Below are 25,456 nucleotides of genomic sequence, written 5' to 3' on the forward strand. Positions count from 1 at the left end.
CTTCGTTACTGCGAATCGCGCCAGTCGCCTGTGTCATCTGGCATCCCCTAATGTCCTTGCAAGCAAGGTGTTTCTGAGTCGACACCCCCGCTGTGCAGCAGTAAATTACTGGTTCGCGTGAGCAAAGTTCAAGCGGTTTTCGGAGCAGTTGCAAGGCTGCGACATTCGGCCGACCGCGACTGAAGCGGTGTCACAGCTCGGTCCAGGGACGGGGCTTGTCGCCAGCCAGCGGCTCCCACACGTCATCGGTGGCCCCGTGCTCTTCGATGTCTTCGAGGACGGCTGCTCCCAGCGGCACCTCGCGGGCCATCTCAGCCACGAGCGGATGGTGGGCGACCATGGCCCTGAGGTCGCTGATCCGGTTGTCCATCGCCTGCCGTCCGGCGCCGGTCAGCACGAAGAGAATCCGGGGGAACACCGGGTACCAGCGCAGCCATCCGGGCCTGCCCGCCTGCCGGCGCCGGCCGACCGGCTGCGGCTCGTACGCCCACAGACGGGCGTACTCGATCAGTTTCGCTGCCAGCCGCTCGGCGCCCATGGTGGCGCGGTCGACCTCGACGAACGCCCTCAGTTTCCGCCGCTGCTGGCCGTCGATGAGGGTGTAGTGCATGACCGCGTCGGCCACGACCTTCTCTCCGTCACCGATCGCGTGGAACACCTCGGGCGTCCAGTCCAGGTGTCCGTGCTCGTCGCCGCGGCGGCGGGCATCGGCGACGAATGTCAGGTGCGTGCGCACAACCGTCAGGGTGTGGGGGGTCTTCAGCGAGGCGGCCGTCGCCGTGGTGATCGGATACGGCGGGCGGCCCCGCAGCGCCGGCCAGTCCCGCGTGAGACGGGCACCCTTCGGCGTGAGGTACCAGACCCGGGTGCGATGGGACTGCGGCAGCACGGCGAAGTCGACCAGGCGCTCGTCGAGCAGATCGTTCAGCCGCTCCGAGACCGACTGGCGGGAGCGGTCGGGGCGCAGCAGGACGTGCAGCTGGCCGGTGGAGGCCATGCGGTGCTGGGCGAGCGTGGCCAGGAGCTGATGCGCGAGGGGCTCCACGGGGCTGGGCGTGAAGCCCGCCGCCGTACGGTCGTTCGGCTGGGCAGCGGTCATTTCCATTCGTTTTCCTTCGACAGGTGGACAGCGGCGGCGCCGGCGGGGGAGTGCGCGGCGAGGAAGGCGGTGACGCGGCCGAGCTGCTGCGCGGCGCGGTCGGTGAGCTGGTGCAGCGGGAGGGCTCCGGCGTTGGCCTGGGCGGCCCGCTCCAGCGCGGGGACCTCCCGCGGGCGGGCCTGGGGGGCGAAGACGTCGTCGAGATGGGGCCCGCGCAGCTGGATGGGTCCGATGCGCCGCCCGTGCACGTTCATGGAGACGTAGTGCTCGAACCGGTCCATGGTGGCGACCCGGTCGGGGCTGGGGTTGTCGCCCCACTCGGCGGTGATCGGTGCCACTGCCGACTTCGACCCGGCGGTGGTGGCCAGCGTGGACGCGTTCTGCACCAGGGACAGCCGCACTGCGGCCGGGAGGCGGGCCAGCAGCTGGGTCATGCCGTGGATGTGGCACCGGTACTTGCGGAGATCCTCGAACATCGCGGCGATGGTCTCCGGGGCCGCGCCGGTCAGCGTGATGAGCTCGTCGAAGTACGGGCGGAACGGCACCCGCTTCTCCTCGGGTGTGTCCCGCCTAGAGCGGGCGGCCCGCAGCAGATCGCGGGCGAGCAGCGCGGTCAGGAGCCGGTCGGTGGGCCCGTTGCCGCCCGGGCACACCCACACGATCATCTTGGAGTCCATCGCCGTCCGGATGTTGTAGACGCCGACGGGCTGGCCGAGGAACGCGCGGGTGATGGGGTTGGCGGCCAGCCGGGCGATCGGGTTGAGGACCACGGCGAACGCGTCGGGCGGCAGGGTCGGGAACACCGACTGCCACCAGGAGCGGGTCTCCTCATCCAGGCGGGCCGCCACCGTCGCAAGGGCTGCCTTGCGGAACGCGCCGTCGGTGAGCAGGGCCCGTAACTGGAAGATCGTTGCCTGGTCCTCGGGCTGGCCGGCCTGGCAGGCCGCCTCGTTGACGGCGACCAGGACGGTGAGCGCGGCGGTGAGGATGGTGAGCGCGCGCGGTGCGGTCGCGTCGTCCCAGGCCAGTGCGGAGGCGTAGGCGTCGGCGATTGCCTCGACGACCTCGTGCGCCGTCTGGCCCTGGTGCATGGCGAGCGGATTCCACGAACTCACCCGCGGGTTGGGGCCGAGACCGTTGAGGTCGACCAGTGCGATCCGCGGCATCAGGGTGTCGTGCGCCAGGAACGGCAGGGCGCGCGGCCAGGAGTCGCGGTGCGGGTCGACGAAGATCAGCCCGCCGCCCGCGTGCGCCCAGCCGATCGCCTGGGCCAGGGCGCGTTCGGTCTTGCCGCCGCCGGCCTTGCCGACCCCGACCTCGAACAGAGTCTCCTCGGCGTAGGTGGCGACCAGCCGCTCCCGGCCGTCCGGGCCCCGGTAGATACCCTGCAGCAGCAACTCGGGCTCGCCGAAGGCGAAGGTCGGCAGGTCGCCGGCGAGTACCGGCAGGCGGCAGTTCATGGTGGGGGGCTTGAGCAGCCCGGTCAGCTCATCCAGCCGGACCCAGTTCGCGCGGGGCGGCTGGCAGTGCCCCTGATTCCAGCGGCGCTCGAAGCCGTGCCGGGTGGGCCAGTGGTCGGCGCCGAACCGCCACGGGCCCAGCCGCCAGCCGCGCATGGCCCACCGGGAGCGGCCGCCGAACACGTCGAATGCGGCCTGGAGCTGGGCGAGCCTCGCCTGGGCGCGGCCCTCGGTGTTCGAGGCGCACATCACCAGCAGCTGGACCCGGACGAGGTGGTCGTCCTCGGCGAGCTTGCCCAGCGCCTCGGCCGGCTCCACCCGGCGCGGGACCGGCGGCATCACCAGCCGCCGGCTGTTACCCGAGCCGGGGCTGTCACTGAGGAGCTGCTGCAGCTGAAAGCCCAGGGAGTCCTCGATGCCGCTGGCGTCCTGCCGCAGCCAGCGCGCGGCCCGCTGGGACTCCCTACGTTCACTCCGGCGTGCGGCGCTCATCAGCTGCAGGCGGCGTGCCCGCAGTGCCCACTTCGGGGCGCGCTGGATGTCGAGCCGGATCTCGGCGAGGTCGCCGAGCTCGGCGCGCAGATCGGCCACGGCGTCGACCAGCGGCTGGAGCGGGTCGGGGTTGAGCGGGACCACGCGCAGCGGGGAGGTGAGCTTGCCGCGGAGGATGAACTCGGCTCGCACGGTGTGAGTCCTCGGCTCGTCGACGATCGGCCGGGCCCGGTGGACGGTGATGTCCGGTCCGAACGGGGTGATGGACAGCAGCCGTTCACCGCCCGCCGGGCCCTCGATGCGGTAGCGCAACGGCGCACTGCCGTCCGCGCGCAGCCGGATCTGCACGGTCTTCGCCCTACGGGGCGCCCACCAGGGCATGGCCGTGGACGCGCGGGCGAGCTGGACGCCGCGCCGGAAGATCTCCTCCAGGCTCGGGTCGAAGTGCCGGTTGGAGACGAGCTCCAAGGCCATCCGCTCGGCGGAAGCCTTGGCCGCGAGCCGGCGTACCACCATCTCGCCCACGCCCCAGACCACGGCGATGGCCAGGGCGACCAGGTACCAGTGGTCGTAGAGCCAGTCGGCGGCGTCGACCAGGCTGGTGACCAGGCCGAGTACCTGACCTGCAGCCGTGTCATCGGCCCGGTCCGTCAGGTACGGGGCTGCGGATTCCACGTCGCTGCTCCCTTCTTCGAAGTTGTTCGGGTGAAGTGCCAGTCGGTGATGCGGAGGTCGGTGAAGGTGCCGCCGCGGTCCATGCCGGCCCACACCAGGTGGACCACCGCCTTGTTGGGGCTGCCGTCGCGGCGGGCGATCGCGGCCTGGATGCGGAAGTGAGCGGTGGCGAACGCCGGGACCACTTCCTGGCCGGAGTCGGGGAAGACCGTGGGCCACTTCGCGCGGCCGACTCCGGTGGCGTCCGCGCGTAGCAGCGCGCGCCCGGCGGTGAGCAACTCCCGCTCGTCGGCGGCGGGAAGGTCGGCGGGCCACGCCGCCTCCAGCGACCGCTGGATGGCACGGTCGCCGGCCACGCCCTCGCCATGCGGCGGCAGAGCGGACTCAACGACCGACGGTGTCGATCCCGCGGGTGTCGTGGAGGGAGCCGTGGCCACGGCCGTCTTCCGCCCAGGCGCGGAGGGCGCAGATGACGGATCCGTGGTCGCCCGGGCGGTCGGCGACGTCGCCGGAGCCGGCGGCTCTTGACCGTGCGGCATGCCCAGCAGGGCGATGCCGGCGATGGCGAGCAGTGCGGTGCTCAGCAACAGCAGACGCGGTGAGCGTGGGGTGGTGGTCACAGCAGCCGCGCTCCCCCCGCAAAGCCGGACATGGCGTTGACCGAGTCCAGCCGGACGACCGTGCCCGGGCGGGCAGCGTTGATCATTTGACCGCTGCCGAGGTAGATCCCGACGTGGTAGATCGTGGAATCGCGTCCGGGGGCGTAGGCGTAAAAGACGAGGTCGCCTGGCTTGAGGGCGCCGGTTCCGAGGCTCGCTGGGATGCGCTGGCCGACACCCGCCTGGGCGGCCGCGGTGCGCGGCAGGCTTATGCCGACCTTGGCGTACGCGTACACGGTCAGGCCCGAGCAGTCGAAGCCCTTGATGTTCGCGCCGCTCTTGCCGCTGGGGGAGCAGCAGATGCCGTACGACTTGCTGCTCGCGTTGCCGCCGCCCCATGAGTACGGCACCCCTCGCTGGGAGAGAGCCGCCTCGACGACGATGCGGACCTTCCCCGAGACGTTCTTCAGGTCCGGGTCCTTGGCGGCCGCCGTGTACTGGTCGATCCAGCCCAGCACGTTGGCGACGTACTCGCTCGAGTGGTTGTACTGCAGGATCGCGGACTTCAGCTGGGCGCGCTCGGTCAGGTCACGGCCGCCTCCGCACAAATAGATCGCGGCGCCGAGCGCAGCGTCGTCGGCGTTGTGCGGGTCGGCGATCTTGTCACCGTTGGCGTCCTTGCCGATCGACTCCCACGTGGAAGGCAGGAACTGGAAGGGGCCGACAGCTCGCTCACCTTGAGAGGTGCCGTCCCACTTGCCGTTGTCGGTGTCGGGGAAGGCGGTGGTGTTGCCGCCCTGGCCGGAGCCGTTGAGGAGAACCCCGTAGATCTTCGGCCGGATGTCGCCGTTGTCGGCGATGTTGCGGCCCACCGCGTGGTTGGACTCGACCTTCGCGATCCCGGCGAGGATCGGCCAGCGCATGCCCTGGCACTTCGGCACGTACTTCCCGACCTGCTGGACAGCCTTCTTGTAGGCGGTCAGCATCCGCGACGGGATGTCCGCGGCACTGCCGCCCTCGGCGATCCCGCCGTCATCCTGCTGGCCCGTCTTCAGCGCGACGTACGCGCTGATCGCGCTGCCAACCGGTGCACAGCACACGGCAGCGAACAGCAACAGCACCACCACACACCCCCACCGCGCCATCCGGCGCCGGGACGGCCTCACCCGTCCTCACCGTCCTCCGGCTGCCGGGCCCGCTCCTGGCGCCGACGCTCGGCGTCGGACGCGGTGCGCCGCATCAGCTCCTGGAAGCGGGCTCTCGCCTCGTCACGGGTGCTGCTGCGAGCGCCGCCTCCTCCGGGGAAGACCGGCCCGGACCGGTCCGGTGCCGGGCGTGCCGGACGCTGGGGCCCACCGCCTTCGAGCCGGGTCGGGGACGTCGGCGGGGCGGTCGGCTGGGTGCTGGCCCCGGCAGCAGGCGCAGCGGGCCGCGGTGAGGCCGGTCGTGCACGGCCCGGGAAACCAGAGCCGGCCGGACGCGGCACCGGTGCCGGTGATGGACGGGTCGGCAGGCGGCGACTGACGAAGGGACCCGTCCCCCCTCTGTCGTCCGTGTGATCCCTCACGACCCGGGACACGTGACGCCCCGTGTCGCCCCAGGCCCGGCCGTCCTCGCGGACGGTGTTGCCCCACACCCGTACCTGCTGGCGGGCGTCTTCGGAGTAGCGCGAGCCGCCCGTCCGGGCCCGGCGGACGTTGGCCGGCAGGCCGACCGTCGCCCCGTACGCGGCCCGCCCCCCGCGGTGCAGGATGCGGTAGCCGCGGAAGCGGACCAGCCGGTTGTGCGCCCGCGTCGACAGCAGGGTGCGGTCGCCGTTCTGGTCGTGCAGCACCTGGCCGGAGTTCCGGTCGACGACCTGGCCCTGCTCGTTGCGGTAGCGGTCGGGTGGGCCAGAGGGCCTCCGCGGCCCCGTGATGCCTGAACCGCCGTCGCCCTCGCCGTCGCCGCCGCCGTCCGGCATCCCGCCCGCGCCCGGGTCGCCGTCGGCGGTGGGCTTGCGCCACTTGGCCAACTGCTCCTTGTCCGGTCGGCGGCCGATCAGCAGCCAGTGCCCGCCCTTGGCGCCGAGCCGTGCACCCAGCCCGCCGACTGCCGCGGCCGCAGTCAGCGGGGCGAGCCCCCGCCCGGCTTCGGCCGTGGCATCGGCGAGGACACGGCCGGTGTCCACCGGCATACCCGCGCCGTCGAAGAACGAGGTGAGCGCGCCCATCAGCCGCTGCCGGGTGCCGAGCATTCCGAACCTGCCGCCGCCCCCGCCGGTGAAGGCGCGCAGCCCTGGGCCGTATCCGCCCATCGCTGCGGGGGAGTTCATGGCGAGGGCGGCGCCGAGTTCGGAGGTGTCGCCGGGCATGTGGGTGCCGCCGACCTTGGCGTAGCGCATGCGCATGGCCATCCGCCGGCCGAAGGAGACGATGCCGGTCAGGAGCCTGCGGTGCCCGGCGGCGCCTGCGATGGCCAGAACGTCGATGAGCAGGATCCGCTCGACCATCAAGTCAGGGCCGTTGGTGATGGTGGCGTCGACGGCGATCCCGAAGAACGGCACGAAGGCGCAGATCCCGACCATGGCCAGGACCGCGATCCCCCACAGCGACAGCCACTTCCACACCGACTGGCGCGCAGGCCCGGGCAGCATGCCCGCGACGAAGGTGACGCCGCCGACGGCCGCCGCCGCCACGCAGACCCCCTGGGTGCCGAGCATCACGATGGCGGAGGAGAGCAGCATGCCGCAGATGAACAGGGCGGCGATCAGCAGCAGGAAGGCTCCGCCGACCCGCCACCAGGTGGGCTTCTGTGCGTAGGCGGCACACGCTTTGCCGACCGGCCCGGCCCGCTTCATATCCGACAAGAACGCGTCGAACTCGCGGTCCTCGTCGGTGACGATCGCATTGGAAGTGTCCAGCAGTGCGCCGCCGGGCGTGAGCTCCGGCAGACCGCTGCCGCTGTCATCCCCACTGGGTGTGCCTTCGGTATAGCCGCGCTCGCAGTACTTCCGTCCGGGACCGCGGATCTTGCGGCAGACGTCCTTGCCCTCATCCGTGACCTTGGCGCCGACCTTGTACCCGCCCGTGATCCACTTCAGGTGGACGGCATAGGCCGTGCGGTCCGATGCCTTGGCGGGGTCCAGGATGCGCCCGTACTGAAGGAGCATGTACGGCTTGACGATCAGGGCGTTGGTGATCGAGTCCTGGATGGGCCGGGCCACCTCTGCTGCGTAGACCGGTCCTTCGCCTTCACGCTCCTCGCACTTGACCTCAGCGTTGCCGGCCATGCCGGCGCACGGGTCGTAGCTGGCGAGCTTGCCGCCCCAGTCGTAGGAGTTGACGCTCTGCTGGGCGACCTCAGCGGCCACCTGCTGGGACTGGCCCAAAGGTCCGTCCGTGCCGAGCAGGGTGTCGGGGCGGATGAGGGCCGAGGCGGCGATCGCCCCGATGAGCAGGGTGAGGAAGATTTCGCCCAGACCACGGCCGACCCGCCCGCGCACGATCATGAATGCGGCGAAGACGAACGCCCAGGCCAGCAGAAGCCCCTTCAACCCGAGGGTGTCGACCACCACGTGGTCGTAGGCGTCGGCGACCTTCTGCGCCGGGCGGGTGAGGATTTTCAGCAGCGGGAACCGGAAGGCCACCTCGATCGCCCACCCTGCCAGCCCGACGAGCAGCCGGATCAGGGTGAACAGGCCCGAAAGGGCGAAGGCCAGGGCCTGCGTCTTGAAAGCGAAGATGGAGCCACCTGAAGCGTTCAGGTCGTACCCGTCGATCGGCACACCCTCGGACGAGTAGATGTTCAAAGGGGCGAGCAGGTCTCCGGTCTCGCTATTGCTGCTGGCCGCGTACACGACCTGGCTGTTCACCAGGAGGAACACGCCGGTGAGCAGCACGACGAAGCCGGCCGAACGCAGGGTCGCGCGGTCTGGACGGAACACGTCAGCGCCGCCTTTGCCCAGCGGCCCGCAACCGCCACACCACCAGGGCAGCCGCACCCGCACCGGCGGGCACCAGCCTCCACGCAGCACCGGCTACGTCCCGCCGCTCAGCGGCGCCGGAGGCGGCGCCCCGCTCGCAGTACGCCTTGGCCCGGCCGACGATCAAAGCGCAGGAATCGTGGCGCGCGGGGCGGGTGTCGGCGGCGAACGCCTGTCCGGTGTGTGGCCACCACGCCTCCGGCACGCCCACCCCGAGGGCGAGAACGACCGCGGCAGCCACGACGGCGATCACGGTGAGGGCGCTCGCGGCGGCGGCAACACGCCGCGAGCGGCCCCAGGAAGAAGTAGTCATCAGACGGTTTCCTTCGGACGGGTCTCCACGGCGTCACCGACGGACGGCTCCGGCACGGAGGCGGAGGCAGAGCTCGTGCGGCGTCCTGGCGTGGTGGTGATGGAGGTGGTGATGCGCGGGATGCGAGGGATGGAGACCTTGATGCGGCCGGTGTTCTGCCGCGGGCAGGTCAGCAGGAACTCGCCCTCCCGGCCCTTCTGGCCGACGGGGGACAGGCCCGTGGTCACCAGCCGCAGCAGCTCGCCGTCGTCGGGGTCGAGTCCGACGAACTCCAGGCCGCGACGCGCGCGTTCACGGCCGGCGGTGCGGGCGAGCGCCCGGTAGGCCATCAGGCCTCGATCGGGGCCGAGTTCCTCGGCGTCGTGTGAGCCCGCCAGGAGCCCGGCGCCGTGCTTGCGGCCGTCGTGGAGGATCTCGTTGACCAGGGCCGTGCCTTCGGCGGACGAGGTGAGCCAGTACAGCTCGTCCAGGACCACCGCGGTGAACCGCTCGGGGTCCTCGAATGCGGTCTGCCGGGCGATCGCGGCGATCAGGTAGAGCACCGCGCGGCCGATCAGCGCCTCCAGCGGCTGCTGGTGCAGGACCTCCGGCTTGTCGAACGCGGCCTTCGGCGGCAGCTTCAGACCGGTCGTGGTGATCACGATCATGTCGGAGGCGCTGGAGGCGTCCAGCCGTACCGGCGGCAGCGTCGGGTCGAAGACCATCCGGGCCAGGGAGTTGGTGGCGACGACCCGGATGAGGCCGGCGAGGGTGGAGGCTGCGTCCTGCCGTTTGCCCGCCTCGCGCGTGGCCATCTCCTCGAGGACCTCAAGGACGCGGTGCATGGAGGGGGCGTCGCTGAGGGCGGCTTGCTCGACGGCGTGGTGGAGGACCTCGCCGTTGGTGCTCATCGGGCCGATGCCGAGCTGCAGGGTGAGGTAGGACAGGGCGTAGTGGCGGCCCTCCGGACCGTCGAACATGCGCAGCGGGTCGATGGACACCTCGGCCTGGGCGGCGTCGATGATCTGGACGCGGCCTTTGGCTGCGGTGCGGGCGAAGGTGGCCCACTCGCGTACGGGGGTGCGGTCGATGCAGATCGCGCAGCCGCCGCGCGCCCACACCGCCTCCGCGATCAGCTTCTGCAGGACGCTCTTGCCTGCGCCGAGGTCCCCGACGATGCCCATGGAGGCGGACGCATCGACCTTGGGCGCATCCGCCACGTTGATCATGACGGGGCGGGTGGTGCCGCAGTCCAGGTCGATCCCGAGGAACATCCCGTTGGGGTCGCCGACCTCCGCAGCGGTGAAGGCCCCGCCCAGCGCCCAGTCTTCGGAGACCTGGTGCTGGGTGAACTCCCGCACGACACCTGGCCGTACGGTGCCGGGCAGCCCCAGGGTGAACAAAGCCTCCTGCAGGCCGGCGGGGCGCACCGCGCGGTAGTCGGCGCCGCCGAGCAGCGCGGCCAGGGCGCGGGCGCGGGCGTCGCAGATTGCGGCGGTCGGCCCCCAGACCGTCAGCACGGTCACCGACTGCACCTCGACCTCCACGCTGGTGCGGGAGAGACGGGCGTCGAGCTCGCCGAGGTCGCGGGCGGCCTCGGTGAGGGAGGCGGGCATGCCGGTCGGACGGGCGTCGTACTGGTCGGCCTGGTCGATGAGTTCGTTCTTCTTGCGCCGCACCTGGTCGCGGGCCTTCTCCGCGGGCACGAGTGTCAGGTCGATGGTGTAGTCGACAGGAAAGTCGAGGGTTTCCAGCTGGGCGAACAGATCGGCGGCGTCCTGGCTGACCGCGGGCGGGCACTCGGCCAGCGCCAACTGCGCCTGGTAGCCCACCCCGGTGTCGGACTCGACCTGCAGCCAGCGCCGCCCCAGCGGTGAGCCGGTGTTCACTCGCCACCAGGCCTTGCGGCCCGAGCGGGTGATCCGGCCCGCGCTCTTGAGCTCGTCGACGTCGTCGAGTTCGGGGTCGATGCCGCCTTCCTGCAGGCGCACCTGGCCGAGGTCGGCGTAGCTGGGGGAGCGCAGCACACCGTCACGGAGCTGCCCGCCGTACATCTCGCTGGTCTCGGCCTCCGCCAGCAGCGGCTCCGCGAGGCCGCGGTGCAGGGCGTGCTGGATCATCCACACGATTTCCGCCGGGCGGGCCGGGCGGAAGGCGATACCGCCGGCGAGCGCGGCCTCCACCCGGGAGGCCTGCTCGCGATACGCGCTCACCTCGCGCCGTGCCACCGGCGCCGGCCGCATGCCCAGCATCGGCGCGAGTTCGGCCCACGCCGCGCCGAGCGATGCCGACACCTGCAGGCCGCCTGTCTCGGTCTGCAGGGGCACAGCGAGCCACAGGGTGCGGCGGTGCATCTCCTGGTCGTCAAGGAGATCGAGGGTGGCCTCGACGTTCTCCACCCACGGGTGCCGGCCTTCACCGGGTGCCTGCTCGGCGGGCTCGATGCCCTCGATCATCCGCAGGGCGACCTCGCCCGGGTCGACCTGGGCGCACATGCCGTACAGGCGCGGGGCCCCGGACAGCGAGCGCACCAAGTGGGTGATTTTTGCAAGCTGTTCGTCGCGGACGGCGGCGGGCACGTAGGTGCCCTGGACGGTCTCCTCGCGGCGTCCCTGCGCGTCCGGGCCCGGGTGAAGGCGGTAGACGGCCCACACGCTGCCGTGCGTCGACCAGACCAGGTGCCCGGCGATGTGACGGATCGGAACCCTCACCGCACACCCCCGCTCTGCTGGGCGAGCGCGAGCAGCTGCTGCACGCCCGACACCGGCCCCGTCGGCACCGCGGGAGCAGCCGTCTGTGTTGGGCGGGATGCGGACGAGCGCTGTGCGGCCGGGTCCGGGTGCGGAGCCCGGGCTAGACGCCGCGCAATTGCAGGGGATGGCGCGGGCTGCGCAGCGGGGCCGGGCGTGGGCGTGTCCTCGATGGTGAAGCCGCCGAGCAGCGGGTGGGGCGCGCGGTCGCGGGCGGCCCGCCCGCCGATCCGCCCGCCGCGGGGCTGCCAGCCGAGCAGCACCCAGCCGAGTGCGGCCTGCATCGGGGCCCGGCCCCGGATCTTCGGCCGGCGCACCATCCAGATGACCAAGACCCACGCGACGATGGGGATGGGCCCCATCCACGACCACCAGCCGATGGTCTTGATCAGGAGGAAGCCGCCGCCGACGGCGACCGCGATCTGGGCGGGCGTGTACGGGCCGAGCGGGATCTTCCAGTCGGCGACCTTGCCCAAGACCCAGGGGTGGCGGCGGGCGGCGGTGTAGAAGCGGCCCACCCGTGCCGCTGCCGCGGTCACAGCCAGCCCCCGGCGCCCGGCGAGTGGTCACGAGAGCCCGGGAGCTCGGACTGGACGATCCCAGGAACAGCGGGCCCGCCCTTGGACGGGTTCTTCACCTCGTCGGTGAACATGTTCGCCAGCTCGTTGCGCGAGTTGTACAGACCGAGCGCGATCACCATCAGCAGCAGGGCACCGATCCCCGCTTTGAGGCTGAACTTCTGGATCATGATGACGACGACGAGGCAGATCAGACCGGCCTGCAGGCCCTTGGTCGCCCACTCCTTGAACATGTTGATCCACGAGTTGCCGAGGTCGTCCAGCTGCCCGGCGAGCATCAGGCTGTGCACGGTGTTCATCGGGAACCCCCGTTTTGGGCAGTCCCGGACTCCAGCGCGGCGACTTCCCACCGGCCCGAGCGGGCCTTGAAAGTGAGCTCGTACGCCAGCGGCCACCGGCCGGTCGCGTCGTGGGCTTCCACCGAGGCGAGGACCCGCACCCTCGTGCCGTCCGCCGGTACCTGCTCGGCGGCCGCGGCCTCGTCGACCGCGGACACCTGCTGGACGGCAACAGCCGTGTAGGGGGCGGGGGAGACGGCGGTGAGCTTCACGCCGGGCGCGAGGTAGCGGTCGACCTCGCCGGCACCCGTCAGATAGGCGGTGAGGAATTCTCCGACCGCGGACGACAGATCACCCTCCGGGACGGTCACGGCGTACGACGACTTCGGAACCTCGGCCCGGGCCGGGCCGGCCACCACGCCGGGCGCACCGGTCACCGTGAACGAGGAGCCCGTGCTGTCGAAGGCCACCGGCACGGCGTAGTACCGCACCGATCCGTTGCCGTATTGCGCAGCCACCGTCACCGACCACGCGCCGGTGCCGCCCTGCGCACTGCGCACCGCCGTCACGGACTGAGGCGCCGATTGCGCATCGGCGGCCGGGTCGGGCAGTTCGACGTCCGGCGCCATCGACTGCGCAAGCCGTGCCTGCGCACTCGTCTCGTCGTTCGCGTCGCTGCGCAGCCACGCGCTGATGAACACCTGCGCATAGCCGCCCGGGTCGGTGGCGGCCGTCGCGGTGCGCACGGCGGTGGGCTTGGTCGCGGGGGCCGCCGCGACCGTGGTCGGGGGGGAGGCGACGGCGACGCACAGGGCGATGGGGCCGGCCGCGATGACGGTCCAGACCGCCACGCGTGAGAGGCGTACGCGGCGGCGCATCGCCTCCAGCCGGGCGCCGGCCGCCATCGGAGCAGCGGCCTCGCTCGGTGAGGCCTGCTTGCCAGGGGACATGGTCAAACTCCCAGGTCAGAACGGATGTTGCTGACCTCGAGAAAACCCGTCGACCCCGACCCGACCACCGACCATGAACCCCCGACCATGGTCACGATGGGGACACGAAGTCCATGGTCGGGGTCATGGTCGGCCCGACCATGACCCCGACCATGGGTAAGCCGGGAGCCGACGGCAGGCCATCGCGTCCGGCGCGGTTCCCCGGACCGGCGACCGCTGTGCGATCACCTGCCGCCCGGCTGCAGGGCCCGGACCCCGATGCCCAGACGGACGCCGGCCGGGCCGCGAAAGACACCTGCGCAGTGCGCCAGACGGACCTGCGCAAGAGAAGATCAGGAAGCCCGGCCGGCTTGCGCAGTGGCCCCAGCACAACTCGACTGCGCAGGATCCTCGACCGGTTGCGCAGCCCGATTGCGCAACGCCCGTCCACGGCTGCGCAGTCGGCTACGCAATCACTGAGCGCCCGGGCTGAAGGCGTCGTGGTCGGCCCGACCATGAGCCCGACCATGGCAGCTAGACGGCTCCGTTGCCGGATCGTGATCGATGGTCGGGGCTCGTGGCCGTCAGCGTGGTCGGGGTCGGCGGGTGAGCTGACGACATGGAACACACGCACGCCCGCGCACCCGGGTCAGCCGACCGCCCTACCTCGGCGGGCCCGGTGCGCTGCCTTGGCCACCACGCGCGGCCCGCTTCAGGGGCACGGCGGTGAGCCGCTTCGGGGCAGGCGTCCGGCGGGGGGTGATGGCGGCCGACCAGTTCACCCAGATCGCCAACGGGCTGTTCCGCGACAGCCGGCTTTCCTACAAAGCGAAGGGGATCTTCGGGTACGTCAGCACGCACCGGGACGGCTGGCAGGTCACCCTCGCCCACCTCGTTGCCGTCGGGCCCGATGGGCGGGAGGCGGTCCGGGCCGGTCTGAAGGAACTGGAACGGTATGGCTACCTCATCCGCGAACGCCTGCGGCGCCCGAACGGAACGCTCGGCGAGGTCGTCTACTCGATCACCGACCGCCCTGCCACCCTCGACGTCGCCCTGCTGGAAGCCACGTCCACCCTCGCGATCGAAGACGAACACGACGTCGGCTTCGGGGCGGGGATCCGGCGGGGGGTGATGGCGGCCGACCAGTTCACCCAGATCGCCAACGGCCTCTTCCGCGACTCGAAGCTGTCCTTCAAAGCGAAGGGGATCTTCGGGTACGTCAGCACGCACCGGGACGGCTGGCAGGTCACGGTGGCCGAACTGGTGCGCCGCGGTCGCGAAGGCGTCGACGCGGTCGCCACCGGGCTTCACCAGCTGGAGCGGCACGGATTCCTCTACCGCACCCGCGAGCGGAACCCCGACGGCACGCTCGGCCAGGCGCTGTACTTCATCACCGACCTGCCCGGCCTGCAAAACCCCAGGTCGCAACCAGAGTCGGGTTTTCCAAGATTGGCTGAGCCTACGTTGGCTGATCCCGGCACTAAGAACACCAAGAGAAAGAAGACCAACAAGCAGAACACCAGACCCCTCCGTCCGTGCGGCGGCGAACCGTCGCGAACACCTGGACGGACGGGCCAGCCGGACATGCCGACTTCTCCGCCAGCCGCGCCCGTGGCGGATGAGATGCACCCGGGGATCCTGCTGCTGCTCGAACTCGGGGCGGCTCGCCCCGAGCTGCTGCTGACTGGGCAGGCGCTGACCGATCAAGGCCGCGTCGTGACGGTGATGCTGGAGTCCGGCTGGAGCCGCGAGCAGCTGCGGCACGTCATCGCTGCCCGGCCCCTGCCGAATCCGGTGCGGACCACGGTCGGCGCGATCATTGCCGCCCGCCTGCGCGCTGCCCAGGCCTACCCGCCGCCCGCCATCGCGGCCGACCGCCACGACACACCCGCCTGGGACGTCCCGCCGCCGCAGTCGACCAGCTCTGCCGCCGCGCGGTCGGTGAGCGAGGCCCTCACCTATCGGGCCCTCGTGGAATGCGCCGGCTGCGGCGTTCCCGGAACGGCCCCCGGCGAGGACCTCTGCCCGGCCTGCCTCGGCTGGCCGCCGTGCCGCACCTGCCCGGGCCCCACCCCCCGGCGAGCCCACCCCGACGGTGACGGCCGCTGCACCACGTGCGCCTCCGCGTTGACCGACCAACCGGAAGGAAGCAGCCCGTGACCGACACGCTCCACACCCGGCCGCCGACCGCGGCGCACCACGCGCGTCCCTTCACCGGAGATCCGGGGCAGTGGGAGAAGGAACACTCCCGCGCCCTGCGGACCGGCCACGTCCGCGACAGCACCTGCACGGCCGCGTGCGAGCTCGTGCTCGTCCACGAACGCACCCCCTGGGGCTGGATCGCGTGGACCGTCCCCGGCGACGGCCTCCCGCCCGAGACTCCCCACCAGATCGGGGTGCTCACCCCGGCCGCCACCCGTACCCAGCGGCTGGCCCTGCGCTGGCTGACCAGGCGGCCCGCCCAGCGCATCACCCTGGACCCCGTCCCCGGATCCCTGCGGCTCTCCGCCGCCGCGGTCGCCCTCCTCAGCCTGATCGCCGGCCTTTTCGCTATCGGCTACGGCGTCCCCGTCGACGTCGCCCTCCCGGCGATGCTGCTCGCTCCGATACTCGCCGAGCACCTCACCGGCCGACTCGACGCTCGGGCCCGCGAACACGTGCGCAGCGTCGAAGGCGAAGACGCCGTCCGCTACATGCAGCGCCTCGCCGCCCTGCACACCGCGCTCGTCCGAGCCGCCGCCGGCAGCGACCGCTACGAGCTGCGCCGCTCGGCCGAGATCGGCCAACACCTGATGTGGGACGCCGCGGACCTGCTCCAGACCCGGGACCCCCGTTCGGCCTCAGCCAACCTCATCGCCCGCGAACGGCTGATGCTCCAACTCGCCGACCAGGTTGCCCAACTCCTGAAGCGCACCACCGCCCAGGACGGCACAGCTGGCACGGACCAGACCCGCGAACCTGAGCGGCCCTTGGGCCCCTACCCGCCCGGCGTCCGGCCGCCAACTCACCCGACGCCTCAGCACACGCCTGGCACATCACCGCTGAAGGGAACCCTCGTCATGACCCAGCCCGAACCCACTCCGGCTGTCCGCACCACCGGCGTCTATCTGCTCTTCGCGCACGAGCCGTACTACCCCGGCCCCGGCACCCAGGAGATCAACACCACAGTGGTGGCGGCCGACACCCTGCTCCACCCGCAGGTCCTCCAGCCCGATGGCGCCCGCATCCACGACCTTCTCACCCAGGGACGCCAGCCAGGCGAGATCATTCCGCTCGCCACCCTCACCCACGAACTGAACGGCGGCGCCGACTGGCCGACCGTCGGCGACTGGGAGCGCGTCACCATCGACCTGCTGCAGCTCGTCCGATCCGGGGACTGCGATGCCCTCAGCCTCGGCCTGCCCGAGATCGCGCGAGCCCTCGTCTGCATCGGTCCGGACAGCCAGGTGCGCGCCTTCGACGCCGCAGCTGACGAGTTCATCGTCTACGGGACCGCCGAGCGGGCCGCCGTGCTGGCCGAGGTCGAGGTGTTCCTCGCCGGCCTCGTGGCCGAACAAGACCTTTGGCCCGGCGACGGACTGTTCGCCCCGCTCGCCCGACGCGTATGAGCGGGCCAGGGACCAAGGCGGTACGGCGCCGACATCAGCAACTCAGCCAAAGGGAGCGCGGATGCTGATCGGATTCGAAGGACGGGCGGTGTGGGCGGACCTCCGGCGCCTGCTCCACCGCCTTGCGCAACGAGCCCGTTGCCTCTGGCGGTCCGTACGTTGACCGTTGCCGCTCCGTACGGCACACGGACTGGCCGGCACACAGACGGGAGCCCCAGGACTCGCCTGGGGCTCCGCGCTCTCTCGTGCCTGCCTGAACGGCCGGCTCACTTCGACCGACCTGCCGTCACGACGGCAGGACCTTCAGTGTCTTCTGTGCCGCCCAGGTGGCGACGGTGACCGGCACGGCGTCGCCGACCTGGAGCTTCTGGTCGCCCTCGCTGCCAGCGAAGACGTGGTGTGAGGGGAAGCCTTGGGCACGGGCGTTCTCCACGACGGTCAGGGGCCGGTACTCGCACTCGTCGATGTCCAAGTTCGCGGCGGGGCGCGCGAGATAGTGGTGGGCGCCGCCCTGCGCGGTGACGGTTCCGATCGGCTCGTTGAGCGGGGTTGGCCGACCGTGGTTGCGGCGGGTGACGATGAACGGTTTGCCGCCGAATTTCCTGTGTCCTTCCTCGACCTGGGCGCGGGCCGCGGCCGAGTACGCCTCGAACTCTTTGCGGTCCTGTCGACCGTCGCCGAACCGGTGGCCTCGCACGTCCATGTCGAGGACCTCGCCGATGCCGCGCATGACCGGCTCCACGCGCACATGGCAGCGTGGTGTCGGGCACACGTAGTAGTACGACTGCTTCGCCGTGGACGGGCGCCCGGATACGGGCTTGCGGCGCAGGTACCCGCCGATGCGGCGGCCGCGTTCGACACCGGGCCAATGCTGAATGCCCTTGACCAGGCCGCACGACGGGCAAAGCGCATCCGGCCTGGGCCGAAGGTCTGGCACCACGCCGAGGTCTTTGCGGACCATCACCCACACGAGCCGGTCGCGGTACTGCGGGACCGGGCCGAGGACGCCGTCCGGCGTGTCGACGCCGATGTGCGCGGAGTTCACGCAGGCGATCGTCGGGTGGTAGCCGTGGGGCCCGAGGGCGTCCCACACGCGCAACCAGGCGTCGAACATCCTCGGATTGTTGGTGAAGAAACCCGGCACGTTCTCACCGACGTAGGCCAGCGGTCCGTGGACGTCGGCGTAGCGGATCGGCTCCCACGCCGTCATCCGGGTCTGCTCCCACCGGCTCGGCTTGGCCACATTGCCCTCGCCGACATCGAACTCTTCCTGGACGCGGGCCTTGGAGTTGCCGCCTGCAGGGGTGGCTTCCCGGCAGATCGGCGAGCCGACCAGGACGTCCGCGTAGGGAAGGGTGCGCATGTCGATCGTCTGGATCGCGGCCTCGCGCACGTACAGGCCCGGGACGTTGGCGCGCGCGGTGGCGACGGCGGCCGGGTTGTGGTTGGCGCCGAAGCGCGGGGCGTATCCGGCGTTCATGAAGCCGCGGCCGTCGCCCCAGCCTCCGCTGAACAAGTGACCAGAGGTGTACACGTCACGCCTCCTGGTCCGCGGCGGCGGTGGGGTTCCCTGCTGCGCAGCCGTCGCAGCTGCCGGGCAGGGCGTCCGCCGGGGTGCCGGGGCGGACGTAGCGAGCCCGCTTGGCGGGCTTCTTCAGCGCGGCCTCGACGGCGTTCTCCAGGGCGTCGAACTCGGGTCCTTCGTCCTCGATGACCACCCCCGGATCGGGTGCTCCCGGCCGGGCGGCCCGCTCGATCAACTCGGCCATGCTGGTGTTGGGGTTGAAGGGGACGCCCCGCACCCGCTCGACGAGGGCGTACAGTTCCGCCAGCCGCGGCCGGCGCTTCACGGCGAGCAGCAGGTCCCGCTGGGAGGCGAGGACGCACAGCGAGCAGGAGCAAGCGGCTGGATCCCTTCCAATCTCCCGCGCCCGGGTGGGAGTCGTAGCACCACTGGTGAGGAAGACCCTGCTCGTCCGTCCAGTCCTTGACCTCCTGGGTGGTCACCTGATGGGCGGGAGACCACTCGTGTACGACACGGGCCGTGTTGTCCGTCGTCGTACGGAACGCAGGCTGCTTCTTGCGATCCGGGCTCTCATCCGCCCTGATCCCCAGGACGTTCGCGCAGACCACCGGACGGCCAAGCTGCTTCTTGCGGGCCCGGACCATGGAGCTGAAGGCGCCATAGATGAGGCCGGTCTTCCAGTCGCTGCGGCAGGGGAGCACACCCTTCCACGGCCAGTCACCGCGCTCGGCGATGTAGGTCAACAGGTCGTACGGGACGCGCTCGCTCTCCAGATCACGAGCCCGCCGGACCTCGATGTGCCGCTCGAGAGGCACGCCCAGGGCCCGGCTGTGAAGGGCCGCCAGTTCGCTGCTGCCGGGGTAGCGGACGCCGCCGACCGTGACGGCGGGCCACCCCAGCGGACCGAGACTGGCATGGATGGTGTAGACCCGGTCCTCGACGCCGGCGGCGCGCGCAGCGTCCAGAGCCAGAGCGGCGGCGCGGGGACCGTCCTTCCCGCCCGAGAGATTGAGGATGTAGATGTCGACCTCGTCTGGGACGAGGTCGGTCATGGGGTCGGTTCCCTCTTCGGTGGTGAACAGACCGAGCTGCAGGCTGCTGCTCATGCGCGACGTCTCCTTGTGAGCTGAGTTGGTGGCCTGTGGGCCGGGCGTTGCCGCGCCCGGCCCACAGAGACTCCTGAGAGTGGTGACCGCTCCAGGTTGCCGCCTGAAACTTAAAATCAATTATACGCTCTTGTGGGCGTCTTGGCAACCCTGCTCACAGCTGTGGCCCCCGGTGGACCGGGGGCCACAGCCAGGCGTTTCGCGGCCACGCGAGGCGGCGCTTGCCTGTGGTGGTAGTCGGTGGTCGACGGTACGCGTTCTCGCGCGCGGCGATCACACAGCGGGCAGCAGGTCAGGAGCGTCGTCTACGCCGAGCAGCAGGACGTGGTGGCCGACGGCCTCGGTCACGCCGTCGGTGACCCGCTCGACGTCCAGGCGCATCCGGATGCGGCCGGCGCCTTCGCCGTTGGCTGCAAGATCGTGTTCCAGTTCGTCGTCGAGGCGGTCCAGGGCGGCCTCGGTCGCGGCGTAGTCGGCCAGGTCGCGGGCGAGGAGCTGGCGAGTGGTGGTGTCGCGGAGCTGGTAGCTGGTCATCGGGACTCGTCCTTCGGCGTGGGGTGATCAGTGGTCGAGTCGGCGAGCCTGCGTGCCGCGTTCACCGCGCGCGACCAGACGTCGGGGCTGCCGCCGTGCTCGCGGGCGAGGGAGGCGGCGAGTCCACGGATGTCACCGCGCTCGCGCAGGGCGGCCAGGGCGACGGCCGCCCGCCGGTCGGCTTCCGAGCGGGCCGGCGCGGCCGCGGGCCGGTGCTCGAGGGCGTTGCGTACGACGTACTCCCAAGACCTCTGCGGTCCCCCGTACTGCACGCTGAGCTCCGCGGCCAGCCCCGGGTGGTAGCCGTCGCGGTCGATCGCCTTGGCGGCGTACTGCTCGGCGAGCTGCGTGGCCGTGAGCGGCTCACCGCCGACGTGGGCGCTCAGCTCGGCCGCGAGGGCCTCCTCGAGGGCGGAGGGCCGGCCGACGGCCGCGTCGGCCTGGGGCCCAGGACGGCGGCCGGCCTTGCCGAGCTTGTCCCCGGTGCGCTTCTTGTCGAAGTCCTGCAGGTCGCCGACGCGGAAACCGGGGATCATGCGGCCGGTCGGGCCCTCGACCGGCTCGGCGAGGGGCTTCGGGAAGTAGTCGGGGTTGTCCTTCAGGTACTTGCGGATGGCCGAGGCTCCGTTGAAGCCCAGCCACTTGGCAGCCGTGTTGATGGAGACGACATCCTCCGGGTCGGCCTGGTACAGCTCGGGGTCGGCCTTGAGGACCTTGCTCGCCTTCTCCTGCTGGAACCAGGTGTAGAAGTCGCGGAACTGCTGCTCGTCGTAGAAGTCGGTCCCGTCGATGCGCTCCTTCTCCGGGTGACGGTGCTCCTCCGGCTGCTCGAGGCGCACCTTGTACCAGCGGGCCGCGGTGCCGACGCTGGCGCCGGTGAACTCGCGGATCCAGTCGCGGTTGACCACGGCACGGTCGCCGACGACGCGACGCTGCGGGTTCAGGGCCTTGGACATTGCACTCTCCGGTTCGGATCGCGGCCCTATACTGAGGGCCTGCTCCTCTTTGTTCCTCTGGCGCTCACGCGCCGGCGGGCGAGTCGAGTTGGTGAAGGTGGTCGGCGGGACGTTCGGTCGGGGTTGCCGCCCTGGGGCGACACCCTCGTGAGAGGGTGCCTTCCGCCGCCCACCGCTTTTGCCGCTAGTTTCGCGTAATCAATATGACGCTCTTGCTGGATGGCTGTCAATCTCGCCGGCACCCAGAGCACGTCACGGCCGGCTGCGGCGGTGCGCGGCCCACTCTCGTTCGAAGTGCGGCACCTTCTTGTCCCGGACCTGGAACGGGGCGGTGACCATCAGCTCTTCCACGGTCGGAAGGGCCGGTCCGCGCTGTTGGACACACGCCCGCACCCGCCTGTAGCGCTCGTCGACCTCGACCGGGGTTCGTGGCGCATGGTGGGCCGTCGATCACAGGACGGGTGCGCCGTCGCGGAGGTACAGCGGCCGTCCCTCGTCCAGGGCCTTCAAGGCGCCGTCGAACCGGCGCCGGGTCCGGTCCGGGAGCCGGACCCCGGCTTCGGCGGCTGTGACGAAGGCGGCCTCGGACAGTTCTTCGTCTCGCGGCTGGAGCCGGTCGGCCTGGTCCTGGTCGATGGTGCCGCCATAGAAGATGAACGCGAGTTGGTCATCCCAGGGACCGTGCGGGGCCACCCAGTCCACCACCAGCAGCCCGAGCAGGCTGACGCGAAGTCCGAGTTCCTCGATGAGCTCCCGGTGTACAGCGTCCTCCGGCGGCTCGTTGGCCTCCGCCATCCCGCCGGGCAGGTCCCATCCAGGCTTGTAGGTAGGGTTCACCAGGAGCACGCGTCCGGTTGGATCTCTCAGCAGCACATCGGCGGCCACGCGTTTGCGGGCCTGCTTCGCGTTGCCCTCCGCGAGATAGGCATTCCAGGCTTCGGGGTCGGCAGGGGTAGGGGTGGTGGGCCTCATGCTGCGGTGCCTCCCGGGGACGGCGGGATGAGATCGGCCAGCAGGAGCATTCTGACGCGGCGCGCGTCATCGAACCTGACCAGGTACTCCCGGACCGGCGGGTACCCCCGGTGCGCCTCCAGTAGCCGGCGCAGCTCGTCCAGTTGCTGCACCACCCGGACCGAACCCAGGGTCGGGCTCGTGCTCAGCAGGTCATGTCCGACGCTCACCGCGGCGTCCAGGTCACCCCGGCGCACATAGATGTCCACGAGGCTGATGCGGCTGAGTGCAAGTGACCGGGCCCGGCCCGTCTCCCGCAGTGCGACCGCCTGTTCGGCATGTGTCAGGGCCTCGTCGTACCGTTCCAGGTCGCGCAGGATCAGCGCTGACTCACTGGCCAGCGCGGCAGCGTCGAACGGGCTCAGCCACGGGTGATCCGCGGCGGGCACGGAGTCGAGATCATCATGGGCCGCCTCGAGAGCGCGGGCGGCCGGGGTCCGCTGCGCTGCCACAGCGAGGGCCCGTGCCTGCATGGTGTGCAGCCGGGCCGTCAGTGCCGGAATCCGCGGCCCCTGCGCGGCCAGATCGAGCCCGGTCCGTGCCCAGCCGACGGCCGCCGCCGCGTCCCCGGTCTGAAGTGCAAGGTGGCTGCTGCTCGCGGCGACGTTCGCGGCCAGCGGCAGATCACCGGAAGTGCGAGCAAGGGGGAGTGCGCGGGCGAAGTGCTGAGCGGCGCGGTCGTCGTGGCCGGAGTCGTGAGCCATCCATCCGGCCATCTCGGTCAGCGCGGCTGCGGCGGCGAACACCTGCGGGCCGGAACTGATGTCGACCAGCCGGGGCGCCACCCGGTCTGACAGGTGCCGCACGACAGCCCCGTACAGCCGACCGCCGCCGGTCTGCCGGTCCGCGCTGCGGAAGTGGCCCATGGCCGCCAAGACGTCACCGTCGGGCGGCGGGTGGTCGGCCCGCTGATGCTCGGCTGTTGCAGGCGAGGGCTCCCACGACCGGCGCGCCAGCCCCAGCAGATGACCGGGAATGTGGAAGGCATCGGCGATCTGCTCAAACAGGGCCATCTTCTCCACGCGGCTCTTGCCGTTCATGTAGTCGTACAGACGGCCCTGTGTGATGTCCACTGCGGCGGCGATCCGCCGCGTACTGACCCCACGCGCATTGAGCATCCGGAACACCGCGCCCATGTCCCGCTCCGCGCACGCCCTGAGCAGGCGCTCGTCTCCAAGCAGTCCGGCGACGACCTCACGCACGTGTGGTGACTGGCGGTCCATCTGCAACTCCCCCGAGTAGCGGTGAACCGATGCTACGACCAACGACCCTGCGGTGACTCCGAGTTGGAGTCACCGTCTGGAGTCTCCCCGTCCCCCTTCGCGGTCGTTGACTGTCTGTCAGCCACCACGGGACACGCCCGTGACCGCCCCGCGGTGGCCGTCCCGCCCACATGCTTCTCCCCCCGAGGTACAGCGGGCGGGACCTCCCCCCAGTCGCCCCGACCAAGGCATTGACGATGACCATGACCGACGAGCAGGCGAGACCAGGACAGTTCCCGCGCCAGAGCGTCACCCTCGCGAGCGAGGCCGCCAGCGTTCCGGCGGCGCGTCGGATAGTCCGTGAGGCATGTGACGACTGGGAGATGGGCGCCGACGCCGCAGAGACTGGTGCCCTCTTGATGTCGGAACTCGTCACCAACGCGGTTCGACACGGCCAGTCGCACAGCGTCCGGGTGATCGCCGAGCGACCGCGCTCTGACCGGCTGCGCCTCGCGGTGGTCGACAAGTCCTGCCGGATGCCGGAGCTGGGCCTTGCCCGGCCGGACTCCTTCGGCGGCCGGGGCCTGGTCCTGGTCGACGTCCTCGCCGACTGCTGGGGCACCGACCTCCTCCCATGGGGGAAGCGCGTTTGGGCTGAGATCGTGGTCAAGGAGACTGACCGGTGACCGGCCGCCACAGCATGCCGACGCCGGACGGGAGAACTGCCGGCGCAACCCTCCTAGGAGCTGTGGCCGTCGGGCTCGGCCTCGTGGCCTCGACCGTCGCCACCGAAGTACGCAGCCCTCACGCGCTCGTCGGCCACAGCCGCCCCGACGCCGCCCCCGCACACCCCCCTGACTGCCCCCTCGGGACGACTCCCGAATGCCGATCCCCTACGGCACTGAACCCCGCAGTGGGGCGCACCATCCCTGACCGGTCCCGGGGCCGGAAAACAAGGCCGCCACGCCCCTGGCCACTGGGACGCACCAACCCTGCCCGCGTCCGCGCGGGCGGGTACCCGCCAGCCCCTGCCAGGTGAGATCCGCAAGTGCAATCCCATCGCCGTTCCGGAGGAGGACGACATGTTCTTGCCCTATCCCGTGATCGAACAGCTCGACGACGCCCAGGTGGCAGCCTGGAACAAGCACTTCGCTGGCGCCGGACACGAACGGCCCCGGGCGATCGAAGAGGGGATCTGGCGCAGGACGCAGGACCCGGCGAACGCCCAGCAGTCCGGCTGGAGCGAGGACGAGAACGGTCGCCGCCGCGTCGTGCACTACCGCCACAGGTACGAACTCGACTACACGTTCCCCGTGCCGCGCCTCGTCCTCGCGGAGCTGTACCTGTACACGTCGGTGCTTGCCCCGAAGGCCGAGATCGACGAGTACCGCGGCAACGTGCGCTCCTGGCTCGCCGAGGGCGGCTGGCGGGGGACGGACGGCACCACTTGGTCGAAGGGCGACCTTCGCGTCACCGTCACCCCGTACGACAGCCACCCGCAGGACGAGCGCGCCTCGCGGCAGACGCCGGCCGGGTTCTGCTCCCTCGACGTCGTGTTCATGTCCGAGGACTTCGAGGTGACGCGCAACGTCCGGCAGATGCCGTGGAACGTCCTGGCGGGCGGCATCCGCATCAAGGACCAGCGCGGCAACCCGACCTACGCCGACGACCTGAGCGAGCTGTCCAAGTACTTGCCCTTCCAGGTCGAGATCGGTTGCGGCACGAGCGTCGAGGCCGGGGTGCCGCCGCTGCACTTCCTGCACCAGGCGTACCGGGTGACCGAGCGCACCGACAACGTCATGAAGCAGACCCACCCGTTCATCCTGAGCCCGCAGAAGGACACCCTCGTCCGGGAGATGCTGCTCGACGCCACGGCGAAGGCGGACGAGCTGGTCACGATGTTCCGCGAGAGCTTCCTCGCCGAGCCGACGGCCGCGCACTACGCGCTCAAGGCCCTGCACGAAGCCGGCTACTTCGTCGGCCCCGTGCTCCAGCACAACTTCGACCTTCTCGCCGCACGGGCCGGGCTCGAAGAGTCTTCGTGCGCCGCTACGACCAGAAGATCCCGCCTGTGCCGTTCCACCCCGAGGCGAAGGCGCTCCTGGTCGTCGGCCTCCACGCCGACCGGCGGTCGGTCCAGAAGCGGGCCCGCGAGCGCGGCATGAAGGTCGTCTTTATCGACACCGAGGGCCTGGAGGAGTTCGGCAAGTACATGCCCTACCCGCTGGAGGGCCCGCAGGACGGCGACGTGATCGTGAAGGCCGAGGCCACGCCCACGCTCGTCGAGCTGTGTCGCCAGCTCGGCGTGAACGTTCCCGTCACCGCCCGGGCGGTCTGACCGGCACGGTTCCCGGGGCCGCGCTCGGTTCCCATGCGCGGCCCCAGCCCGTGAGCACAC

General features: G+C 71.0%; 22 protein-coding genes. 6 read left to right on the forward strand and 16 right to left on the reverse strand.

What is annotated here, in order from left to right:
* Positions 1-190: 190 nt before the first annotated feature.
* Genes ACWC91_RS32715 through ACWC91_RS32760 form a run of 10 tightly spaced genes read right to left on the reverse strand, consistent with a single transcriptional unit; the run spans position 191 to position 13,137 of the window.
* Positions 191-1,105 (reverse strand): replication-relaxation family protein, encoded by a 915-nt coding sequence (locus ACWC91_RS32715; RefSeq protein WP_450642899.1) that lies wholly within the window; start codon positions 1,103-1,105, stop codon positions 191-193.
* The gene (locus tag ACWC91_RS32720; protein ID WP_450642897.1) at positions 1,096-3,726 is read right to left on the reverse strand and encodes an ATP/GTP-binding protein; all 2,631 of its coding nucleotides are present in this window, start codon (positions 3,724-3,726) and stop codon (positions 1,096-1,098) included. Before ACWC91_RS32720 ends, ACWC91_RS32715 begins: the two co-directional genes overlap by 10 nt.
* Positions 3,702-4,346, reverse strand: a complete 645-nt coding sequence (locus ACWC91_RS32725) for a hypothetical protein (protein ID WP_365776900.1) — start codon at positions 4,344-4,346, stop codon at positions 3,702-3,704. The genes ACWC91_RS32720 and ACWC91_RS32725 overlap by 25 nt, the downstream gene beginning before the upstream one ends.
* Positions 4,343-5,452 carry a C40 family peptidase gene (locus ACWC91_RS32730; RefSeq protein ID WP_450642895.1) on the reverse strand — a complete coding sequence of 370 codons (1,110 nt, stop codon included), beginning with the start codon at positions 5,450-5,452 and terminating at the stop codon, positions 4,343-4,345. Before ACWC91_RS32730 ends, ACWC91_RS32725 begins: the two co-directional genes overlap by 4 nt.
* 35 nt (positions 5,453-5,487) lie before the next feature.
* On the reverse strand, positions 5,488-8,250 hold the full coding sequence (locus tag ACWC91_RS32735; protein WP_450642894.1) for a hypothetical protein: 2,763 nt from the start codon (positions 8,248-8,250) through the stop codon (positions 5,488-5,490).
* A gap of 1 nt (position 8,251) precedes the next feature.
* A complete protein-coding gene (locus ACWC91_RS32740; RefSeq protein ID WP_450642893.1) occupies positions 8,252-8,602 on the reverse strand; it encodes a hypothetical protein in 351 nt (116 codons plus the stop codon).
* Positions 8,602-11,292, reverse strand: a complete 2,691-nt coding sequence (locus tag ACWC91_RS32745; protein WP_450642891.1) for an ATP-binding protein — start codon at positions 11,290-11,292, stop codon at positions 8,602-8,604. The genes ACWC91_RS32740 and ACWC91_RS32745 overlap by 1 nt, the downstream gene beginning before the upstream one ends.
* On the reverse strand, positions 11,289-11,870 hold the full coding sequence (locus ACWC91_RS32750; protein ID WP_450642890.1) for a hypothetical protein: 582 nt from the start codon (positions 11,868-11,870) through the stop codon (positions 11,289-11,291). Before ACWC91_RS32750 ends, ACWC91_RS32745 begins: the two co-directional genes overlap by 4 nt.
* Entirely contained in the window at positions 11,867-12,208 is a 342-nt protein-coding gene (locus tag ACWC91_RS32755; RefSeq protein ID WP_450642889.1) for a hypothetical protein, read from the reverse strand. Before ACWC91_RS32755 ends, ACWC91_RS32750 begins: the two co-directional genes overlap by 4 nt.
* A complete protein-coding gene (locus tag ACWC91_RS32760) occupies positions 12,205-13,137 on the reverse strand; it encodes a conjugal transfer protein (protein WP_450642887.1) in 933 nt (310 codons plus the stop codon). Before ACWC91_RS32760 ends, ACWC91_RS32755 begins: the two co-directional genes overlap by 4 nt.
* A gap of 705 nt (positions 13,138-13,842) precedes the next feature.
* Between ACWC91_RS32760 and ACWC91_RS32765 the strand changes: the two genes are divergently transcribed.
* Together ACWC91_RS32765 and ACWC91_RS32770 are read left to right on the forward strand one after the other, a co-directional pair.
* A complete protein-coding gene (locus ACWC91_RS32765) occupies positions 13,843-15,276 on the forward strand; it encodes a hypothetical protein (protein ID WP_450726141.1) in 1,434 nt (477 codons plus the stop codon).
* Positions 15,273-16,724, forward strand: a complete 1,452-nt coding sequence (locus ACWC91_RS32770) for a hypothetical protein (RefSeq protein ID WP_450644061.1) — start codon at positions 15,273-15,275, stop codon at positions 16,722-16,724. The genes ACWC91_RS32765 and ACWC91_RS32770 overlap by 4 nt, the downstream gene beginning before the upstream one ends.
* 286 nt (positions 16,725-17,010) lie before the next feature.
* Here ACWC91_RS32770 and ACWC91_RS32775 read toward each other — a convergent pair whose 3' ends face one another.
* Both ACWC91_RS32775 and ACWC91_RS32780 read right to left on the reverse strand, forming a co-directional pair.
* The gene (locus tag ACWC91_RS32775; RefSeq protein WP_450644063.1) at positions 17,011-18,258 is read right to left on the reverse strand and encodes a DNA cytosine methyltransferase; all 1,248 of its coding nucleotides are present in this window, start codon (positions 18,256-18,258) and stop codon (positions 17,011-17,013) included.
* A 1-nt stretch (position 18,259) separates the two neighbouring features.
* Complete coding sequence (locus ACWC91_RS32780; RefSeq protein WP_450644064.1) at positions 18,260-18,574, reverse strand: hypothetical protein; 315 nt, start codon at positions 18,572-18,574, stop codon at positions 18,260-18,262.
* 106 nt (positions 18,575-18,680) lie between these two features.
* Here ACWC91_RS32780 and ACWC91_RS32785 point away from each other — a divergent pair, with 106 nt between their 5' ends.
* Positions 18,681-19,379, forward strand: a complete 699-nt coding sequence (locus ACWC91_RS32785) for a hypothetical protein (protein ID WP_450644066.1) — start codon at positions 18,681-18,683, stop codon at positions 19,377-19,379.
* A 249-nt stretch (positions 19,380-19,628) separates the two neighbouring features.
* Here ACWC91_RS32785 and ACWC91_RS32790 read toward each other — a convergent pair whose 3' ends face one another.
* The 4 genes from ACWC91_RS32790 to ACWC91_RS32805 form a co-directional block, all read right to left on the reverse strand.
* Entirely contained in the window at positions 19,629-19,889 is a 261-nt protein-coding gene (locus ACWC91_RS32790; RefSeq protein ID WP_450644068.1) for a hypothetical protein, read from the reverse strand.
* Positions 19,886-20,845, reverse strand: coding sequence for a hypothetical protein (locus ACWC91_RS32795; RefSeq protein ID WP_450644070.1), 960 nt, complete (start codon positions 20,843-20,845; stop codon positions 19,886-19,888). Before ACWC91_RS32795 ends, ACWC91_RS32790 begins: the two co-directional genes overlap by 4 nt.
* A 450-nt stretch (positions 20,846-21,295) precedes the next feature.
* Complete coding sequence (locus tag ACWC91_RS32800; protein WP_450644072.1) at positions 21,296-21,817, reverse strand: NUDIX domain-containing protein; 522 nt, start codon at positions 21,815-21,817, stop codon at positions 21,296-21,298.
* On the reverse strand, positions 21,814-23,079 hold the full coding sequence (locus tag ACWC91_RS32805) for an XRE family transcriptional regulator (protein WP_450644074.1): 1,266 nt from the start codon (positions 23,077-23,079) through the stop codon (positions 21,814-21,816). The genes ACWC91_RS32800 and ACWC91_RS32805 overlap by 4 nt, the downstream gene beginning before the upstream one ends.
* 236 nt (positions 23,080-23,315) lie before the next feature.
* On the opposite strand from ACWC91_RS32805, the gene ACWC91_RS32810 reads away from it, so the two are divergent.
* From ACWC91_RS32810 to ACWC91_RS32820, 3 genes are all read left to right on the forward strand, one after another.
* Positions 23,316-23,744 carry an ATP-binding protein gene (locus ACWC91_RS32810; RefSeq protein WP_450644076.1) on the forward strand — a complete coding sequence of 143 codons (429 nt, stop codon included), beginning with the start codon at positions 23,316-23,318 and terminating at the stop codon, positions 23,742-23,744.
* 396 nt (positions 23,745-24,140) lie between these two features.
* Positions 24,141-25,223, forward strand: coding sequence for a hypothetical protein (locus ACWC91_RS32815; RefSeq protein WP_450644078.1), 1,083 nt, complete (start codon positions 24,141-24,143; stop codon positions 25,221-25,223).
* Entirely contained in the window at positions 25,220-25,396 is a 177-nt protein-coding gene (locus tag ACWC91_RS32820; protein WP_450644080.1) for a hypothetical protein, read from the forward strand. Before ACWC91_RS32815 ends, ACWC91_RS32820 begins: the two co-directional genes overlap by 4 nt.
* Positions 25,397-25,456: the final 60 nt, after the last annotated feature.

Source organism: Streptomyces sp. NPDC001204 (assembly GCF_053598035.1).

Bases quoted from the DNA above. Each gene is read 5' to 3' on its own strand.
- ACWC91_RS32820 (WP_450644080.1), top strand. From the start codon at position 25,220: ATGAAGGTCGTCTTTATCGACACCGAGGGCCTGGAGGAGTTCGGCAAG.
- ACWC91_RS32715 (WP_450642899.1), bottom strand. From the start codon at position 1,105: ATGGAAATGACCGCTGCCCAGCCGAACGACCGTACGGCGGCGGGCTTC.
- ACWC91_RS32795 (WP_450644070.1), bottom strand. From the start codon at position 20,845: ATGTCCAAGGCCCTGAACCCGCAGCGTCGCGTCGTCGGCGACCGTGCC.
- ACWC91_RS32740 (WP_450642893.1), bottom strand. From the start codon at position 8,602: ATGACTACTTCTTCCTGGGGCCGCTCGCGGCGTGTTGCCGCCGCCGCG.
- ACWC91_RS32760 (WP_450642887.1), bottom strand. From the start codon at position 13,137: ATGTCCCCTGGCAAGCAGGCCTCACCGAGCGAGGCCGCTGCTCCGATG.
- ACWC91_RS32810 (WP_450644076.1), top strand. From the start codon at position 23,316: ATGACCATGACCGACGAGCAGGCGAGACCAGGACAGTTCCCGCGCCAG.
- ACWC91_RS32800 (WP_450644072.1), bottom strand. From the start codon at position 21,817: ATGAGGCCCACCACCCCTACCCCTGCCGACCCCGAAGCCTGGAATGCC.
- ACWC91_RS32815 (WP_450644078.1), top strand. From the start codon at position 24,141: ATGTTCTTGCCCTATCCCGTGATCGAACAGCTCGACGACGCCCAGGTG.
- ACWC91_RS32790 (WP_450644068.1), bottom strand. From the start codon at position 19,889: ATGACCAGCTACCAGCTCCGCGACACCACCACTCGCCAGCTCCTCGCC.
- ACWC91_RS32755 (WP_450642889.1), bottom strand. From the start codon at position 12,208: ATGAACACCGTGCACAGCCTGATGCTCGCCGGGCAGCTGGACGACCTC.
- ACWC91_RS32805 (WP_450644074.1), bottom strand. From the start codon at position 23,079: ATGGACCGCCAGTCACCACACGTGCGTGAGGTCGTCGCCGGACTGCTT.